Source organism: Maricaulis alexandrii (assembly GCF_005871165.1).
Taxonomy (GTDB): domain Bacteria; phylum Pseudomonadota; class Alphaproteobacteria; order Caulobacterales; family Maricaulaceae; genus Maricaulis; species Maricaulis alexandrii.
The window spans coordinates 105,063-122,374 of record NZ_SWKP01000006.1 but is presented as its reverse complement, the minus strand read 5'-3'; the positions used below and the strand labels follow the sequence as shown (position 1 = coordinate 122,374).

Sequence of the window (17,312 nt, the reverse complement as noted above, 5' to 3'; positions counted from 1 at the left end):
CTCGGCGGACGAGGCCATGACACGGTCCTTTTCTCAGGCAGCGTGCGAGACGTATCGGTCGATGAAAACCGCGGCTACTACACGATCACGACGGATAACGGGACGACCACAGTTAGCGGTGTTGAAGCCCTGACCTTTGACGACGGGACCGTGTACCTGGATGGTCGCAATAATGGTCCCATGATCGATGCGGACCAGACGGCACAGATCCAGGAAAACGGGACGGTCACCGTCGACGTTCTGGCCAGCGCCTTCGATTTCGACGGCGATGCGGTGACGCTCTCCTATCTCGATACGGCCGCGTTCAACGGCCAGATCGGTATCGACCCCGAAACCGGCGCCCTCATCTTCGATACGCTGACGGGCTATGAGTATCTGGCTGAAGGCGAGACGCTGGATGTTGAAATCGCCTTCTCCGTCACGGATGGAACGGATACCGCCAACGGCACTGTGACGCTGACCATTGTCGGCACCAATGACGCGCCGGTGGTCTCGGCGCTGGATGCCGGCAGCCAGTCAGAAGATGCCGGGCTCTTCTCCGTCGATCTCGTGGCGCATGCAACGGATCCGGACCAGGGCGATGTGCTCGGCATTGAGGAAATCCAGTCAGTCAGCTCGTCGAATCCTGACCGGACGATCATCTGGACACTCGACCCGAATAACAATGATGCGATCCAGCTTGATCTGGACCAGTTCACCGACTTGCAGGATGGGGAGACAGAGACGGTCACGGTTACCTATCTGGTCGGGGACAATCATGGGGGTGTCACGGCCACTACGGCGAGTTTCACTGTTGTCGGCAGCAATGACACGCCGACCTTTGTCGACTTCTCGCCGGTTATTCCGGAGGACGAGCCGTTTTCGGTCAATCTTCTCGCCAGTGTCGAGGATGCCGATGGCGATACCGTCATCGCGCGCGATGTCACGATCTTCCAGTCCAGTTCCGGCCGGAATGTCGAAGGCAGCTTTGATCCAGATACCGGTTGGGTGACATTCCCGGCGGGGCAGTTTGATGATCTGGCCGAGGGCCAGACCGAGACGGTTGTGATCGGATTCTACCTCGATGATGGCAATGGCGGCATCGTGCCGCGCGACCTGACGATCACCATTACCGGCAGTAATGATGCTCCGATAGTCACCCCGATTGATGCCGGGACCCAGAGCGAGGATGACGGCCTGTTCTCGGTCGACCTCATGGCGACAGCGAGCGATGTTGACCAGGGTGATCTGATCGGGATCGAGGAAATCCAGTCAGTGTCTTCGTCCAATCCCGACCGGACCATCACCTGGACACTCGACCCGAACAATTACGACGCTGTCCAGCTTGATCTGGACCAGTTCACCGACCTGCAGGAGGGCGAGAACGAGACGGTCACGATCACCTACCTGGTCGGCGACAATCAGGGCGGTGTGTCTCAAAACACCGCCACTTTCACCGTGACTGGTACGAACGACCTGCCGTCCTTCGTCGATTTCACGCTTTCACTGGGTGAGAGCGAGCCTCTGTGGGTCAATCTCCTGTCCAGTGTGGAAGACGTCGACAGTGACAGCGTCATCGCGACCGATGTGACGGCCTACACCGACAATCCGGACCGTGATGTCACCGTCAATGTCGACCTGGAAGCAGGCACGGTTCGTCTCCCCTCTGGCCAGTTCGAGGATCTCGCCGAGGGACAGGTGGAGGTGCTGACCATCGCCTTCAATCTGGATGACGGCGATGGCGGGGTGGTGCCGCGCACGCTGAGTTTCACCGTGATCGGGCAGAATGATGTGCCCTATATCGAGCCGTGGAACTCCACGCTGGAGGCGACGTTCGACGAGAATGACGCCGCGACCCTGACCACGTCCGGCAGCATTGCCTTCGACGACCCTGATGCCGGTGACAGCCATTATGGCTGGTTCAGCGACCTGACGCTGACGGGCAATGCGGGCGACCTCAATCCGAACAATCTCTACGGCCTGCTGCGTCTGGACGACAATGCCGCCGACGGCGAGCTGGGCTGGACCTTCAATGCCGATAGCAGCCTGTTCGACTATCTGCAGGAAGGCGAGAGCGTCACTCTGACCTATGATGTCGTGCTCTCGGATGGGCGCTCCGAGGAAAGCACCACCGTATCGATCACGGTGACGGGGACCAATGATGCGCCGACCTTCAGTGACTTCACTCTGAGCCTGACGGAAAGCGAGCCGCTCTGGGTGAATCTTCTGGCCGGCGTCCAGGACCCTGACAGCGACACCATCACAGCCCGGGATGTGACGGCCTACACCGACAATCCGGACCGTGATGTCACCGTCAATGTCGACCTGGAAGCAGGCACGGTTCGTCTCCCCTCTGGCCAGTTCGAGGATCTCGCCGAGGGACAGGTGGAGGTGCTGACCATCGCCTTCAATCTGGATGACGGCGATGGCGGGGTGGTGCCGCGCACGCTGAGTTTCACCGTGATCGGGCAGAATGATGTGCCCTATATCGAGCCGTGGAACTCCACGCTGGAGGCGACGTTCGACGAGAATGACGCCGCGACCCTGACCACGTCCGGCAGCATTGCCTTCGACGACCCTGATGCCGGTGACAGCCATTATGGCTGGTTCAGCGACCTGACGCTGACGGGCAATGCGGGCGACCTCAATCCGAACAATCTCTACGGCCTGCTGCGTCTGGACGACAATGCCGCCGACGGCGAGCTGGGCTGGACCTTCAATGCCGATAGCAGCCTGTTCGACTATCTGCAGGAAGGCGAGAGCGTCACTCTGACCTATGATGTCGTGCTCTCGGACGGACGCTCCGAGGAAAGCACCACTGTGAGTGTCACGATCGAGGGGACGAACGATCTTCCGACCTTCGTTGATTTCACGCTGTCACTGGGTGAGAGCGAGCCGCTTTGGGTCAATCTTCTGGCCAGTGTCGAGGACGTCGACAGTGACAGTGTCATCGTAACGGATGTCACCGCCTACACCGACAATCCCGACCGGGTCGTGACCGCCAATGTCAATCTGGAGGAGGGGACGGTCACCTTCCCTTACGGCCAGTATGAAGACCTGGCGGAGGGTGAAACCGAAATCCTCACCATCAGCTTCAACCTGGAGGACTCCGATGGCGGTGTGGTTCCCTGCGAACTCCACTTCACGGTCGTTGGCCAGAATGATGCGCCGTATTTCGAGCCCTGGAACTCCCAGCTTCAGGTCGAGGCCGGCGTGGATGCCCAGGGTGATTTCGAAGCAGAGGGTGTGATTGGCATTTGGGATCCCGATGCCAGTGACACGCATACGGGCACAGCGCTCGGTGTCAGCCTGGCCGGTGAAACCGGTTCCCTGACGGCGGAGGACGTGTTGGGATTGATCAGCTTTGACGCCAGCGAAACCGGTCCGTCGGTCGCCTGGTCCTTCTCCGCCGATCCCGCCCTGTTCGAGCATCTGTCGACGGGCCAGGTCATGACGCTGACCTATGACGTCGAAATCAGCGATGGTCATGACACGGTCATGGCGCCGGTCGAGATCACGATCATCGGCCAGAACACGGCACCGGATGCACCGGCCGTGTCCGTCAGCATGCCGGAAGACGCCGGTTTCTTCTCGGTCGATTTGCTGGATGGGGCCAGCGATGCCGATGGCGACAGTCTGAGTGTCAGCAATGTCGTGCTGGAGTTCGCCAATCCGGACCGCAATGCGATCTACAGTCTCGATGAAGAGTCCGGCAGCATCACCTTCTATCCGGGCTTCTTCGATGATCTGTCCGAAGGTGAAACGGAAACCATCACGCTGCGCTTTGATGTCGAGGACGGTCAGGGGGGTGTCACACCGCGAACGGTGACCATTTCCGTCGATGGAGCCAATGATCCCGTCCTCTATTATGACGGCGCGTCTCTGTCCTTCGGTGAAGATGACGCCGCCACGCTGAGTGAAAGCGGGACGGTGTCCTATACCGACCAGGACGCCAATGACACGCATACCGCGACGGTCAGCCAGGTCCGCGCCATGGGCGTTTCGGCGGGCCTGGCCGGCGTTGATCTGGCGTCCATGATGACGCTGGATGCGGCTGATGGCGTGCTGAGCTGGTCCTTCGACGCCGATGCAGCCGTTTTCGACTATCTCGACGATGGCGAGAGCGTGATGCTCAACTTCTCGGTCGAGATCAGCGATGGTCAAACCAGCGGCACGTCCCAGTTCACCGTCATGATCACGGGCAGCAATGATATGCCGACCGTGTCCGGTCCGCTTTCCGTGACGGTGGGCGAGAACGCGGCGCCTGTGACGCTGAACCTGCTCGAGAACGCGACCGATGCAGAAGGTGACGCCATGGCGGTCACCGGCGTTACCGTGACCACGCAGGCCGGCGATGACGTGGCCTTCACCGTTGATGCCCTGACCGGTGAGCTTGTGGTCGACCCGGCCCAGTTCGGTGACCTTCCGGATGGCACGACCGAGACGCTGAACGTGGACTATAATGTGTCGCATGCCGACACGGTGATCACGGGCGGCAGTGATGCCACGCAATCGATCGGCAATGCCGGCATGTATTTCATCGTCGACTTCGATACGGGGCAGGTGTTCAGCGAGGTCCGCACATCGGCCAATGCGTCCCAGCCCAATGGTCAGCCAACCAATGGCGTGGTCTTCCACCTCAATGGCAATAATGCCGATTATGGGATCTCGGCGACGATCCATGTTGACGGGGTCGCGACGAGTGTCGACCCGGACGAGATCGACGTGTCCGGCTATACGGGCAGCTATAGCAGCAACGGTGTGTGGGCGTCTTTTGCGAACTCCATCACCGACGCCACGGTCAGCTGGTCCGGCACGGTCGACACGGCGGATGGTCCGCGGGAAGTGAGCTTCACTTTCGACAGTCTCGACTTTGTCGACAATCGCGTCGGAAACTCCTCCATTGACGGCTTCTCCGTCGAGGTTTCCGGACCGTCAACGCCGGCCTCCGCCACGATCATCGTCGAAGACACCGATGCCCCGGCACCGAGCATGGAAGCGATTGTCGATCCGCTGCGCGACGGCAAGGCCTCGAGCGCGTCCCAGGACAATTTCCTGGTCAAGCTGTCCGACGATACGGATGCGCCGCGTGAAATGGGCGAAGCCGATCTTGCGGGCGTTGATACCGACGTTCCGATTGACACAGCCGGCCTTGATGGCCTGACCGGACTGCAATCCCTGTCGGAGGGGGCGATGGGGGCTGCCACCGGGGGCGCGAACCCGTTTGCCGGGCTCGCGCCCTCCGGTACCGGCATTGGTCCGGATACATATTTTGATCCGCTTGAGGGCGAGACTTGGATACAGCCGACCGTTGATACGCCGGAAGGCTGGTAACTCGCAGCAGGCGGATCATGAGCCAGGCGACCGCCCAGTCGCCTGGCTCACACTTTCTTGGATGACAGACTTGTGGGCTGGCAGGCCCGGCCAAATCGTCTAGAAGCGTGCTCGAAACGATGCCGAGGACGACAAGACGATGATCCCTGAAAACCCGCGAATTCTCCTGACCAATGATGACGGCATCCGGGCCCATGGCCTGAAAGTGCTGGAGAAGATTGCCCGGCAATTGTCCGATGATGTCTGGATCGTCGCTCCGGCTGAGGAACAGTCGGGGGCCGGGCGCTCCCTGACGCTGCATTCCCCGCTGCGTGTGCGCAAATGGGGGGATCAGAAATTCTCCGTCTCCGGCACGCCGACCGATTGCGTCCTCATGGGCGTCCAGGACATCGTCCCGGGCAAAAAGCCCGATCTGGTCCTGTCCGGCGTCAATCGCGGCCAGAACATCGCCGAGGACGTGACTTTTTCCGGCACGGTCGCCGGCGCCATGCAGGGCATGCAGCTGGGTATTCCCGCCGTGGCCCTGTCGCAGGCCTATGGCTTCAAGAAGGATGATCCGATCGAGTGGGAGACCGCCGAGCTCTACGGCGCCCCGATCCTGCGCCGTCTTTTCGACCTGAAATGGCCGGAAGACGTGCTCATCAACATCAATTTCCCGGACCGCAAGCCGGAGGATGTGACCGAGGTGGAGGTGACTCGCCAGGGGCGTCGCGACCAGCACATCCTGCACGCCGAGCACCGGACCGATCCGCGCGGCATGGATTATTACTGGCTTGCCTTCAAGGGTATCCTGTCAAATCCTCCCGAGGGCGTGGACCTGAAGGCTGTCTATGACGGCAAGATTTCCGTGACGCCGCTCCATATGGATCTGACCCACGGCGAAACCCTGGGCAATCTGAAGAAAATGCTGGGCGGCGTTCCGCCCAAGAGCTGAGGCAGGCTAAGCGCATGCAACTCCCCGATCCCCGCATGATCCAGCTGGTCATGAGCCTGAGAGGCGGGGGTGTGACCGATGCCAAGGTGATGGGCGCGCTGGAGCGGACGCCGCGTCATCTCTTCGTGCCACAGCGCTTTGGCGACCAGGCCTATGATGACCGGGCCCTGCCCATCGATTGCGGCCAAACGATTTCCCAGCCTCTGATCGTCGCCCTGATGACCCAGGCGCTCAAACTCGATGATCGCTGCAAGGTGCTCGAGATCGGGACCGGGTCCGGCTACCAGGCCGCCGTGCTGGCGCGGCTGGCGCGCCGTGTCTATTCCGTCGAGCGCTACCGGACCCTGTCCCGCGAGGCCGAGGCCCGGTTCGAGGCCCTGCGCCTGACCAATATCGTCACCAAGATCGGAGACGGCACGCTGGGGTGGGCCGAGCAGGCGCCCTTCGACCGGATCATTCTCACCGCTTCGGCGCCGGAACGGCCGGACACCATCCTGCAGCAGCTCAAGGATGGCGGGATTGCGGTGGCCCCCGTGGACCGCGGCACCAAACAGGTCTTGGTGCGCTATGTCCGTGAGGGCGGTGAGATTGTGGAGAGCGACATCATGGACGTGCGCTTTGTACCGCTGGTGAAAGGCGAAGCCCGCGCGCTCTGATTTCTTTCTCGCAAGGCACTGAATAATTTCATCTAATTATCATCTCTCATCCCTGAGGTCTTGTGTTAGACCATGGGTATGGGCATCACTCTGGATGTCACGTCTGATCCCCGGATTTGGGTCCAGTCTCTGGACGGGCAGATCAGCCGACGTGACCACTCAACTTTGAATTTTCGGGTTGCTGACTTGTGCGAGTCCGGCAAGCTCGCTGCCATGATCGTGGATGCTCGTCGCGTGCGTGATTACCCGCCAATCAGCCTGCTTCGCGAAATCTGGAATGACGGGCTGGAGGTTCTGGCAGGCCGCCATGTCGCTTATTTGCCCCCCAAGGGCCATGATGAAGAGCTGGAGCGCCTGCTGCAGGTGTATGTCGACGAATGGGACATCACCTATCAGCGGTTCGAAGCGCAAGAGCAGGCCGAGGACTGGTGCCGTGACCAGCTGGAGGCGGCTGGAAGCGCCCGCTAACCGGTTCTGGCGACGGGTCTCGGCATAATCTAAAATCGTGATATCTTCACTTGGCCCGCCATGGATAACCGGCGGTTAAGCCTTGCCATGGCTGTATGTCGGGCAATCTGGCTCCGGAGCGTCCTATCGTCATGCGTGTAGCAAACCTGATCTGCCTTGTTGCGGTCCTCAGTGCCGGCCTCGCGGCCTGTGCGTCGACCCCGCGCGAGCCGGCCCGGGTGGAACACCGCTCCTATTCCGGCGGATCGGGCTCATCGGGCCCGTCCCGGATCACGCGCATGGATTGCGGCAATGCCTACACGGTACGCCGCGGCGATACGCTGTCCGAGATCGCCGTGCGCTGTGGTGTCGCCATGGAAGCCTTGGCCAGTGCCAATTCGCTCTATCGGCCCTATGCGCTGAATGTCGGACAGGTCCTGTCCATGCCGCGCCCGGCCGTCCACGTCGTCCGACGTGGCGAAAACCTCTACCGGATCGGCCTGCAGTATGACGTGCCTTTCCAGCAGCTGGCGGCCCATAACGGGATCCGTCCGCCGTACAATCTGGAAGTGGGCCAACAGATCCGCCTGCCGCAAGGGGCCACCGTGGTCAATCTGGCCAGCCGGGACACCAGTGCCGGCTCTTCCTCAACCGCCGCACCGTCGCCGCGCGAAAACCGTCCGCCGCCCGCTCAGGCCGGAGCGCCCAGCTTTGCCTGGCCGATCCGGGGTTCGGTCCTGTCCAGTTTCGGTCGCAAGCCCGATGGTGGCCGCAATGATGGCATCAATATCGAAGCCCGGTCCGGTGACAGTGTCCGTGCCGCCGCTGCCGGGCAGGTCGTTTATGCCGGGTCCGAACTGGCGGGCTATGGCCAGCTTGTCCTCTTGCGTCATTCCGGTGGTTTCGTAACGGCTTACGCCCATAACTCCCGGCTTCTGGTCCGCGAAGGTGACCAGGTCAGCCAGGGTCAGGTGATCGCCGAGGCCGGCGATACCGGCTCCGTGGACCGTCCCCAGGTCCATTTCGAGATCCGCAATGGCGTCAATCCGGTCGATCCGATGAGCTATTTGCGCTGAGCCGCTGCGGCTTTCGAACAGTCAGGCCTTGTTGCATGACGGGGTGACCCCGATATAGTCCCGCGCAATTTCAAATTCGGCTCCGCGCATGTCAGCATGCCGCCGGGCCCAGCCATTGTGGGGAAAGACTGACATGGAAGCGATTTTCGGCCCTCAGGTTCTCATGCTCGTCCTGATGTTCGGCGTGCTCTATTTCCTGATGATCCGTCCGCAGCAAAAGCGGATGAAAGAACACAAGGAAATGGTGGAAGGCCTCAAGCGCGGCGATGAAGTCATCACCCAGGGCGGCCTGATCGGCAAGGTCTCCAAGGTCGGTGACGAGGAAGTCACGGTCGAGCTGTCCGAAGGCGTCAAGGTGCGCGTTGTGCGTCAGACGATCGCTTCGGTGAAGGGCCGGACCGAGCCCAAGCCGGCGAACGACGCCAAGGACGACTGACCCTTTCCTCGACGACCAACTGAAAAGGCCGCGCTGCCATGCTGTATTTCGGGCGCTGGAAACTGCTCACCATCTTCCTTGTAGTCCTGGCCGGTATCCTGTTCACGGTGCCGAACCTGGTCCCGGAGGAGGAGCGGTACACGATTAGTGAGATCGATGGCAGCCGCGAGCCTCGCGGCATCTGGCGCTTCATTCCCAGCGCAACCATCAATCTGGGTCTCGACCTGCAGGGCGGTTCGCACATCGTTTTTGCGGTCGACATGGACGAAGTCCGCACCGCCCAGATGGAAGGTCTGGCTGCCGATGCCCGCCAGACCCTGCGCAATGAGCAATTGCTGCCGCGCTCGGTCTCGCTGGTCGGTGATGAAGTTGTCGTCCTGATGATCCGTCCGGACGAGCGCCAGCAGGCCTTCGAGCAGTTGCAGACCCTGAATGGTCCGGTGACCACGGAGTTCGGCGGTCCCAGCCTGGCGCAGATGTACGAAATGCGCCTGGATCCTGACGATCCCAGTGCCATCCGCATCTCGGTCACCGATGAGCAGTTCGCGGCCATCAAGACCCGCACGCTCAGCCAGGCCATCACCGTTATCCGTCGTCGTATCGATGGTCTTGGGACAACCGACCCGACGATTGCCCGGGCGGGTGAGGACCGTGTCCTTGTCCAGGTGCCGGGCGCGGAAGACCCGCAGGAAATCATCGACCTCGTCGGCACCCAGGCCGCGCTGAGCTTCCACATGGTCGACAGCACGATCGATCCGGGTCCGAATGGCCAGGCGCGCACGCCGCCGGGGCGGACCATCTACCCGGTCGCCAACACCCAGCCGATCCAGTATCTCGCCGTCGAGACCCGTCAGCTCCTGACCGGTGAGAACCTGACGAATTCCAACGTCACGACCCACCCCAATTACACGGGTCCGGTCGTCGGCTTCCGCTTTGATACCCAGGGCGCGCTCGTCTTCGGGGATGTGACCACGAACAATCGTGGTCGCCAGTTCGCCATTGTGCTGGACGGCGAGATCATCTCGGCCCCGCGCATCAATGAGCCGATCCTGGGCGGGTCGGGCATCATTGGCGGCGGCTACACCTACGAGACGGCCTCCCAGCTGGTCATTCTGCTGAATGCCGGTGCCCTGCCGGCTTCGCTGACGCCGGTCGAGGAACGCACCGTTTCACCCAGCCTGGGGCACGACCAGATCGAGAGCGGCAAGCTGGCCATCATCATCGGTTTTGCCCTGGTGATCGTCTTCATGCTGGCCGCCTATGGCGTGTTCGGCGTGTTTTCCATCATGGCCCTGATGGTCAATGTGGTGCTGATCCTGGGCAGCCTGTCCGGCCTCGGCATGACCCTGACCCTGCCGGGTATTGCGGGGATCATTCTTACGATCGGTATGGCGGTGGATGCCAATGTCCTCATCTTCGAACGTATCCGCGAGGAGGGGCTGAAGGGGCGCACGCCGGCCAATGCCATCCAGGCCGGTTACGAGCAGGCCTTGGCGGCCATTCTCGACGCCAATGTGACCACATTCATTGCGGCCTCCGTCCTTTATCTGCTGGGCGCCGGTCCGGTCCGCGGCTTTGCTGTGACCCTGGGCGTCGGCATCATCACCTCGGTCTTCACGGCCTTTGTTTTCTCCCGTCTTCTCGCCGTGCTCTGGTTGCGCGGCTTCAAGCCGAAACAGCTGCCGATCTAAGGGGGCCGGATCATGAAGCTCGCACTCATCAACCTTCTTCCGACCACCGCCAAGGTGCCGTTCATCCGGGTCCGTTTCGTGGCCCTGGCCCTGTCCGCCCTGGTCCTTCTGTTCTCGCTTTTCGAGTTCGCCAATGTCGGCATCAATTTCGGCATCGACTTCCGCGGCGGTATCCAGACCGAAGTGGAAACCGGCAGCACCACGACGACCGAGGAATTGCGGGACCTGACCGCCGCCCTGGAATTGGGCGAGCCGCGGGTCCAGGAGGCCGGCAATACCGACCCGGAACGGCGCACCTTCCTCGTTGCCCTGCCGCTGCAGCCGGGTGAAGGAACGGTCGGCGAGGAAGCCAACCAGACCGCTCGCCAGACCATGGAAACGGCCCTGACCTCAGTGGAAGGGCTGGAAATCCGGGGCACGACCGTGATCGGTGGCGCCGTGTCACGCGAACTTGTCGTCACCGGCTTCGTCGCGATCGGCGTCGCGCTCTTCCTGATGCTGGTCTACATCTGGTTCCGCTTCCAGTGGCAGTATTCGCTGGGTGCGGTCCTGGCCCTGGTCCACGATGTCATCGCGACCGTCGGCATGTTCTCCGTGACCCAGATGACCTTCGACCTCGCGACCGTGGCGGCCATCCTGACGATTGTCGGTTACTCGATGAACGATACCGTCGTCGTTTACGACCGGATCCGTGAGAATTTGCGCAAGTACAAGAAAATGCCGCTGGCGGATGTGCTCAACCTGTCGATCAATGACACGCTGTCGCGCACCATCCTGACCTCGGCGACCACGCTTGTGGCCCTGGTCTCGCTCTACCTGATCGGTGGGGCCTCGCTGCAAGGCTTTGCCTTCGCGATGATCTGGGGCGTGCTGATCGGGACCTATTCCTCGATCTTCGTGGCGGCACCGCTCCTCCTGTTCACGGATGTTGAACGGGAAAGCACCCAGGGCGGCGTCTGACCGCTTCGACCACTCTTCCGGCATGACCCTGAAACACGTGCAGGGCCCGCTTCGGCGGGCCCTGCGTCATGTCAGGGGGGACATGCAGGCCAGACGGGCTCATGAACAGGGAGGGGACCCGTCTGCCTTCCTTCCACGCACGAGACCGATCAGTCCGTCGCGTCCGCTGCAGAAAAAGTCCTCCGGTCAATCAAACGCCATCGCCTGATAGGCCAGGGGGCGGACCACGGCGCTGGTACGCGGAGAAGGACGGTTCGGTCCCGGCTGGATCTGCGTGGTCGTGATGACCGCGACACCGGTCGCCGGGCTGACGAAGAAGTCCGTATCGAACATGCCGCCCCAGGAATAATCACCCGGAATGCCGCGAGCGGTTTCACCGTCGGCGGGCGGGATGACCACATCACCGCCATAGGCAAAGCGCCGCGCCTCCCAGCCATTGCCCAGCTGGTCCGGCGTGGTGTGCGGGCGCATCATCAGCGCTGCGGTTTCCGGGGCCAGGATCTGTACGTCGCCCAGCGTGCCGCCATTGGCGAGCATCATGGCGAAGCGGGCATAATCCGTCGCCGTGGACACCAGGCCGCCGCCGCCTGACGGCCAGTCTGGCATGAAGGCTTCTGAATAAAGGACCAGTTCTCCGTTCTCGTCATGGACATAGAGGGGCGCCAGGTCTTCTTCCTCAAAGTCCACGTCGTCGAAGAAGAAGCCGGTCGAGTTCATGCCCAGGGGCGTGAAGATCTCTGTTTCCAGATAGTCTTCGAAGGGCTGCCCCGACGCGACCTGGACGATCGCCCCCAGAACATCGATCGAATAGGAGTAGATCCAGCGATCACCGGGATCCGTGTAAAGCGGCAGTTCAGCCAGCTGGTCCATGCGGGCCATAAGGTCGCCATCGCCGGCATAAAGGGAATTGTCGAGATAGAGCTGGCCCAGATCTGTCTCACCCTCGAAAATATAACCGAGGCCGGAGGTGTGGGTCAGCAGATGCTCGACCGTCATCTCGGTGTCCGGGGCCCGGGTGGCGATGACACCGTCGGCGCCAGCCATCGGGGTGACGGCAACCTGCACATCGGCGAAGGCGGGCAGATACTCGCTGACCGGCGCGTCCAGCCGGACACGGCCATCCTCGACCAATTGCATGATGGCCACGGCCGTCACAGGTTTGGACATGGAGGCGATGCGCACCGGGGTATCGATCGTGAAGACGTCGCCGGTTTCGAGATTCGCGGTGCCGGCTTCGGCGACAAAGGCGACCTGTTCACCGCGCGTGATGATCACGGCATAGCCCGGGCGGGCCTGTTCGGCGGAAAGGGCTTCAATCGTGGCGTCAATGGTGGCGAGGCCGGCCGGGTCAAAGCCCAGCGCACGCGGATCCTCGACCGGATTCATGTCCTGCGCAAGGGCTGGAAACGTGCTGACGCTGATCAGGAGCGCGGCAGCGAAACTGCGGATGGGCATGAGGTTCTCCCCAAGGTTTTTTATCGACCGGGGAGAAGGGTAGGTCGGGGCCGCCGATTAGGCGACCCCAAATTCGCGTGATCAGGCGGCAGCCAGATTTTCGGCCGCGAATTCCCAATTGATCAGGTGATCCAGGAAGGTGGAGATGTAGTCCGGACGACGGTTCTGGAAGTCCAGATAATAGGCGTGCTCCCACACATCCATGGTCAGCAGCGGCGTGACGCCGGCTTCGGTCAGAGGCGTTTCCGCGTTCAGCGTCTTGCGCACTTCCAGCTTGCCGTCCTTCAGGACCAGCCAGGCCCAGCCGGAGCCGAACTGTGTGGCGCCGGCCTTGGCGAAGGCATCCTTGAAACCGTCCAGGGAACCGAAGTCGCGGTCGATCATCTCGGCCAGCTGACTAGACGGGGCACCGCCGCCATTCGGGCGCATGGACTGCCAGTAGAAGGTATGGTTCCAGATCTGGGCGGCATTGTTGAACACGCCGACCTTGTCAGCCACACCGGCCGTGGCGCGGATCACGTCTTCCAGCGACTTGGACGCCAGATCGGTGCCGTCGACCAGGCCGTTGAGATTGTTCACATAGGCGTTGTGGTGTTTCCCGTGGTGGAAATCCAGCGTCTCAGACGAGATATGAGGGGCCAGCGCATCTTTGGCGTAGGGAAGATCGGGCAGAGTGAAAGCCATGGAAACCTCTCAATGGGTTGGTGGTGGGATGTGTAGGCACCCTTACGGGCATTCTTCTGTTGTCCGACATATGGTGTGGGCTAGGTCCATGTCCACCGGTTAGGCACATGCAAGACGAAGATTTCGACATTCTGCTTCAAAAAGCAGACCCGGACCGCCGCCTCGCGGCCCTGTTCGCCACCCCGCAGGTGCGCGACCGGCTGTTTGCGCTCTACGCCTTCAATCACGAGCTCGGCAAGATCGCGGATGCGTCCAGTGAAAGCATGATCGGCGAGATGAAGCTGACCTGGTGGCGTGATGCCGTCAGCGATCTCTATGCGGAGACGCCCAAAGTGCGCCGCCATGCCATCACGGAAGGGCTCGCACCGCTTACGGACATGATCCCGCAGGCGGAATGGATGGGGCTGATCGAGGCGCGCTTCGATGACATCTCCGCGCGCCCCTTCACCTCGCTGGACGCGGTGGTGGACTATGTTGACGAGACGGCCGGGCGCCTGGTCCGGCTGGCCTCAACCCTGTGCGAGGCCGAACTCGATGCGGACCGTATCCGCGCGGCCGGCAGGGCCTGGGGACTGACCGGCCTGTTGCGGGCCTTTCCTCTGCGCGCCCGGATCGGACGGGCACCCGTGGGCGGCGATGATCTGGCCCGCGTCGAGGCGACGCCCGCCATGCTGGCCCAGGGACTGGGTGAAGCGAAAGTCGCAGAGGCCATCCGTCCGGTCCGTGAGGCCGCGGCGCGTGCCATCCGTGACTTCCGGTCCGGTGGGGCCCTGCCGCCGGAGGCCGTTCCGGCAGTGGGCTATGCGGTCCTGGTGCCAGCCTATCTCAAGGCTCTGCCAGCCTCACCCTACGCCCTGGCCCCGGAGCGCCCGCTTTTGTTGCGCCAGATGAGGCTGACCTGGTTGTCCCTGACGGGGCGGTGACTTTTGCGCCTGTACGGATAGAGTTGCAGGCAGACACGGACTGGGCCATCACGGGTGCCTGGTTTTGAATCAAAGACACAACAGACGATCCTCGGGAGACTTGGACATGCATCACGCGCTCATCACCGGTGCCAATCGCGGCCTCGGCCTGGAACACACCCGCCAATTGCTCGAGCGCGGCTGGCATGTCACGGCTGCCGTCCGCAATCCGGACGCCGCCGATGACCTGAAAGCCCTGCCGGTGGGCGAGGGCAAGCTGGACATTGTCGCCTATGACGCCACCGACCTGTCCAGCCCGGCTGAACTGGCCAAGACGGTGACGGCACCGATCGATCTGCTCTTCGCCAATGCCGGCATGGCCGCCCCTTCCACGCGCAGCTTCGGCAGTGCCGCCAATGCCGACATGCTGACCGAGTTCACCGTGAACTCGATCGCCCCGCTGGCCCTGGTGGAGGCCTTTGCCGACCAGGTCGCTGCTTCGGAAATGAAGGTCGTTGCCCTGCAATCTTCCCGCATGGGCTCGATTGCCGACAATGACAGCGGGCATGGCTATGGCTATCGCGGGTCCAAGGCCGCGCTCAACGCGATCGGCAAATCTCTCAGCCTCGACCTCAAGGACAAGGGTATCGTCGTCCTCATCCTGCATCCGGGCTGGGTCCGTACGGACATGGGCGGCCCCAATGGCCAGCTGACCGTCACCGAGAGCGTCGAAGGCCAGCTGGACCTGATCGCACGCGCCTACAAACAGCCGGCCATGTCCGGCCGCTTTTTCCACGTCTCCGGCCAGGACCTGCCCTGGTAGGTCAGTCGACGGGCAAATGCTCGCTGAGGAAGTCTTCGATCAGGGTCAGGACTTCGCGGCGGGCTTCGACCGTGTCGAAATGGTGATCGGCGCTCTCCATCCACACCATGGTGAAGGGGATGCCGGCTGCTGAGAGCGCGTCTTCCATGAATTCCGACTGTTCGACGGGGACCACGCTGTCCTCGAGACCGTGAGCGATCAGAAGCGGAATGCGGACCTGATCGGCATGGGCCATGGGTGAAATGTGGCGAGCCTCGCGGCGTGAGGATTGCTCCATTGACCCGGTCAGCATGCGGGCAAAATCGCGCGACCGGGTGGAGGTCAGGCCACAACAGGCGCCGTCATCGACGATCGTCCACAAATCGCTGACCGGTGCGATGGCCATGGCGCACTGGAACAGGTCGGGCGTGAAGGTCGCTGCCGACAAGGCGACATAGCCACCATAACTGGCTCCGAGAATGCAGGCGCTGTCCGCTCGCGCATAACCGGAGCGGACCAAGGCGGACACAGAATCGGACACATCGTGCTGCATGACCCCGCGACCCCAGCCGCCCCAGCCGGCGCGTTCCCATTCGCCACCCAATCCGGATGATCCCCGGAAGTTGGGCTGTACGACCAGATAGCCGCGGTCGGCGATAAAGTGGGCGAACATGTCATAGCCGCCAACATCCCGGCTGGCGGGGCCACCATGCGGCAGGACTACCAGCGGCCAGGGACCTTCGCCCGCGGAAAGCGTGAGATAGGCCGGAATCGCGGTGCCGTCCCGGGCCGGAAAGGTGATGGCAACACGGCTTGTCAGGCCCGAAGCCTGCAATTCCGGCAAGGCCGAGCCGAGCCGTCCGAGCGAGCCGTCGTTTGAATCGTAGAAGTAATACTCGACCGGCTGGTCCATCCGCCAGGCGGCCAGGGTGAACTCGCTCCGGTCCTGCGACCAGGATTCAAGGGTAATGCTGGCATCGGGAATGGCGGCCTCGAGCGAGGCCTGAATCGCGGCCAGGTCGGGATCGAACCATTCCGTGCGACGCAGGTCCTCCAGAATTTGGACCCCGACCACCAGATTGGTGAAAGGGTCGACTTCAACGGAGCGGAAGTCGAAGTCAGGATGCTGGTAGAGCGTGCGCAGGGGCTCGCCAGTGGTCGCCGAAATTGTGAAGAGGCGGCGGGTCCCGGAAAACGGGCGTTCCGATGCCACGATTTCGTCATCGGTCCCCGTCAGTAGGCCATAGACGGCCTGTCGAATGACCGACTCCTCACGGTCAATCACGGTCTCCCAGTATTCATCCGTTCTCACTTCAAGCCAGTAGCGCCGTTCGAACTGCGAGTAGTTGGCCCGCGTCAGGGCCTGCCCGTCCGGACCCAGCGTGTAGCTGAAGACCGGCTGCATGGTCCGGTCCATGGACCGGTAGCGGCCATTGTTCGGGTCAATGGAGTAAAGTCGGTCGGCCATCTGGACCGCCAGGCGGCCGGTTTCCGGATCGCGTCCCCGAACATTGGCGGCATTGCCGTTGGACCGTGGCGCATCCGCTCCCAGATCGAAGAGTTCGCGCAACTCGCCATTCTGCAGGTCGAAGGCGAACATTGTGGTCTCTGTAAAAAAGTCGTCGTCGTAATTCCGGTCCCGCTCCATGCTCGCGCGGATGACCAGAACATCATCATTGGCCCAGAACAGGGATTCCGGATTGACGGCATCGGCGTTGACAGCGCGGGGCGCTTCGCCATCGCGCGAGAGAACCAGAACGATGCGCAAACCGTCCGCTTCCGACACCATCGCGATACGTCGTCCATTCGGGCTGACGACCGGCGTGTCGACCTTGTTGTAGCGGACAAAATGCTCGATGGGGGTCGGCTGGGCCTGGGCCGCACCAAGAACCACCAGTGCGCCAAGAGCGCACAGGGCCAAAGACAAGAAACGCAACAGAACCCCCCAATGAAAAC

13 protein-coding genes are annotated in these 17,312 nt (G+C 62.1%); 10 read left to right on the top strand and 3 right to left on the bottom strand.

Going from position 1 to position 17,312, the window contains the following annotated elements:
* Window positions 1–42: 42 nt before the first annotated feature.
* From FCS99_RS06870 to secF, 8 genes are all read left to right on the top strand, one after another.
* Window positions 43–5,313 carry a VCBS domain-containing protein gene (locus FCS99_RS06870; protein ID WP_233352692.1) on the top strand — a complete coding sequence of 1,757 codons (5,271 nt, stop codon included), beginning with the start codon at window positions 43–45 and terminating at the stop codon, window positions 5,311–5,313.
* Window positions 5,314–5,452: 139 nt separating this feature from the next.
* The gene (gene surE, locus FCS99_RS06865; RefSeq protein ID WP_138511348.1) at window positions 5,453–6,247 is read left to right on the top strand and encodes a 5'/3'-nucleotidase SurE; all 795 of its coding nucleotides are present in this window, start codon (window positions 5,453–5,455) and stop codon (window positions 6,245–6,247) included.
* Between the two features lie 14 nt (window positions 6,248–6,261).
* Window positions 6,262–6,903 (top strand): protein-L-isoaspartate(D-aspartate) O-methyltransferase, encoded by a 642-nt coding sequence (locus tag FCS99_RS06860; RefSeq protein ID WP_138511347.1) that lies wholly within the window; start codon window positions 6,262–6,264, stop codon window positions 6,901–6,903.
* Window positions 6,904–7,137: 234 nt separating this feature from the next.
* Entirely contained in the window at window positions 7,138–7,371 is a 234-nt protein-coding gene (locus FCS99_RS06855) for a hypothetical protein (protein ID WP_138511346.1), read from the top strand.
* 131 nt (window positions 7,372–7,502) lie between these two features.
* Window positions 7,503–8,426 (top strand): M23 family metallopeptidase, encoded by a 924-nt coding sequence (locus FCS99_RS06850; RefSeq protein ID WP_171036275.1) that lies wholly within the window; start codon window positions 7,503–7,505, stop codon window positions 8,424–8,426.
* Window positions 8,427–8,559: 133 nt separating this feature from the next.
* Window positions 8,560–8,862: a preprotein translocase subunit YajC gene (gene yajC / locus FCS99_RS06845; RefSeq protein ID WP_138511344.1), complete on the top strand. Its 303-nt coding sequence runs from the start codon at window positions 8,560–8,562 to the stop codon at window positions 8,860–8,862.
* A 38-nt stretch (window positions 8,863–8,900) separates the two neighbouring features.
* Entirely contained in the window at window positions 8,901–10,553 is a 1,653-nt protein-coding gene (gene secD, locus FCS99_RS06840; protein WP_138511343.1) for a protein translocase subunit SecD, read from the top strand.
* 12 nt (window positions 10,554–10,565) lie between these two features.
* A complete protein-coding gene (secF, locus tag FCS99_RS06835; RefSeq protein ID WP_138511342.1) occupies window positions 10,566–11,513 on the top strand; it encodes a protein translocase subunit SecF in 948 nt (315 codons plus the stop codon).
* A gap of 186 nt (window positions 11,514–11,699) precedes the next feature.
* Here the strand turns inward: secF and FCS99_RS06830 are convergent, their stop codons facing one another.
* Both FCS99_RS06830 and FCS99_RS06825 read right to left on the bottom strand, forming a co-directional pair.
* Complete coding sequence (locus FCS99_RS06830; protein ID WP_138511341.1) at window positions 11,700–12,968, bottom strand: serine hydrolase domain-containing protein; 1,269 nt, start codon at window positions 12,966–12,968, stop codon at window positions 11,700–11,702.
* A gap of 81 nt (window positions 12,969–13,049) precedes the next feature.
* Window positions 13,050–13,652: a superoxide dismutase gene (locus FCS99_RS06825; RefSeq protein ID WP_138511340.1), complete on the bottom strand. Its 603-nt coding sequence runs from the start codon at window positions 13,650–13,652 to the stop codon at window positions 13,050–13,052.
* A 107-nt stretch (window positions 13,653–13,759) separates the two neighbouring features.
* On the opposite strand from FCS99_RS06825, the gene FCS99_RS06820 reads away from it, so the two are divergent.
* Window positions 13,760–14,575 (top strand): squalene/phytoene synthase family protein, encoded by an 816-nt coding sequence (locus FCS99_RS06820; protein WP_138511339.1) that lies wholly within the window; start codon window positions 13,760–13,762, stop codon window positions 14,573–14,575.
* A gap of 106 nt (window positions 14,576–14,681) precedes the next feature.
* Window positions 14,682–15,377 carry an SDR family oxidoreductase gene (locus tag FCS99_RS06815; RefSeq protein WP_138511338.1) on the top strand — a complete coding sequence of 232 codons (696 nt, stop codon included), beginning with the start codon at window positions 14,682–14,684 and terminating at the stop codon, window positions 15,375–15,377.
* 1 nt (window position 15,378) lies between these two features.
* Here the strand turns inward: FCS99_RS06815 and FCS99_RS06810 are convergent, their stop codons facing one another.
* Window positions 15,379–17,292, bottom strand: coding sequence for a S9 family peptidase (locus FCS99_RS06810; protein ID WP_138511337.1), 1,914 nt, complete (start codon window positions 17,290–17,292; stop codon window positions 15,379–15,381).
* Window positions 17,293–17,312 lie beyond the last annotated feature (20 nt).

Coding starts and splice junctions, on each gene's coding strand:
- FCS99_RS06825 (WP_138511340.1), bottom strand. CDS start 13,652: ATGGCTTTCACTCTGCCCGATCTTCCCTACGCCAAAGATGCGCTGGCC.
- FCS99_RS06830 (WP_138511341.1), bottom strand. CDS start 12,968: ATGCCCATCCGCAGTTTCGCTGCCGCGCTCCTGATCAGCGTCAGCACG.
- FCS99_RS06860 (WP_138511347.1), top strand. CDS start 6,262: ATGCAACTCCCCGATCCCCGCATGATCCAGCTGGTCATGAGCCTGAGA.
- FCS99_RS06850 (WP_171036275.1), top strand. CDS start 7,503: ATGCGTGTAGCAAACCTGATCTGCCTTGTTGCGGTCCTCAGTGCCGGC.
- secF (WP_138511342.1), top strand. CDS start 10,566: ATGAAGCTCGCACTCATCAACCTTCTTCCGACCACCGCCAAGGTGCCG.
- secD (WP_138511343.1), top strand. CDS start 8,901: ATGCTGTATTTCGGGCGCTGGAAACTGCTCACCATCTTCCTTGTAGTC.
- yajC (WP_138511344.1), top strand. CDS start 8,560: ATGGAAGCGATTTTCGGCCCTCAGGTTCTCATGCTCGTCCTGATGTTC.
- FCS99_RS06815 (WP_138511338.1), top strand. CDS start 14,682: ATGCATCACGCGCTCATCACCGGTGCCAATCGCGGCCTCGGCCTGGAA.
- surE (WP_138511348.1), top strand. CDS start 5,453: ATGATCCCTGAAAACCCGCGAATTCTCCTGACCAATGATGACGGCATC.
- FCS99_RS06820 (WP_138511339.1), top strand. CDS start 13,760: ATGCAAGACGAAGATTTCGACATTCTGCTTCAAAAAGCAGACCCGGAC.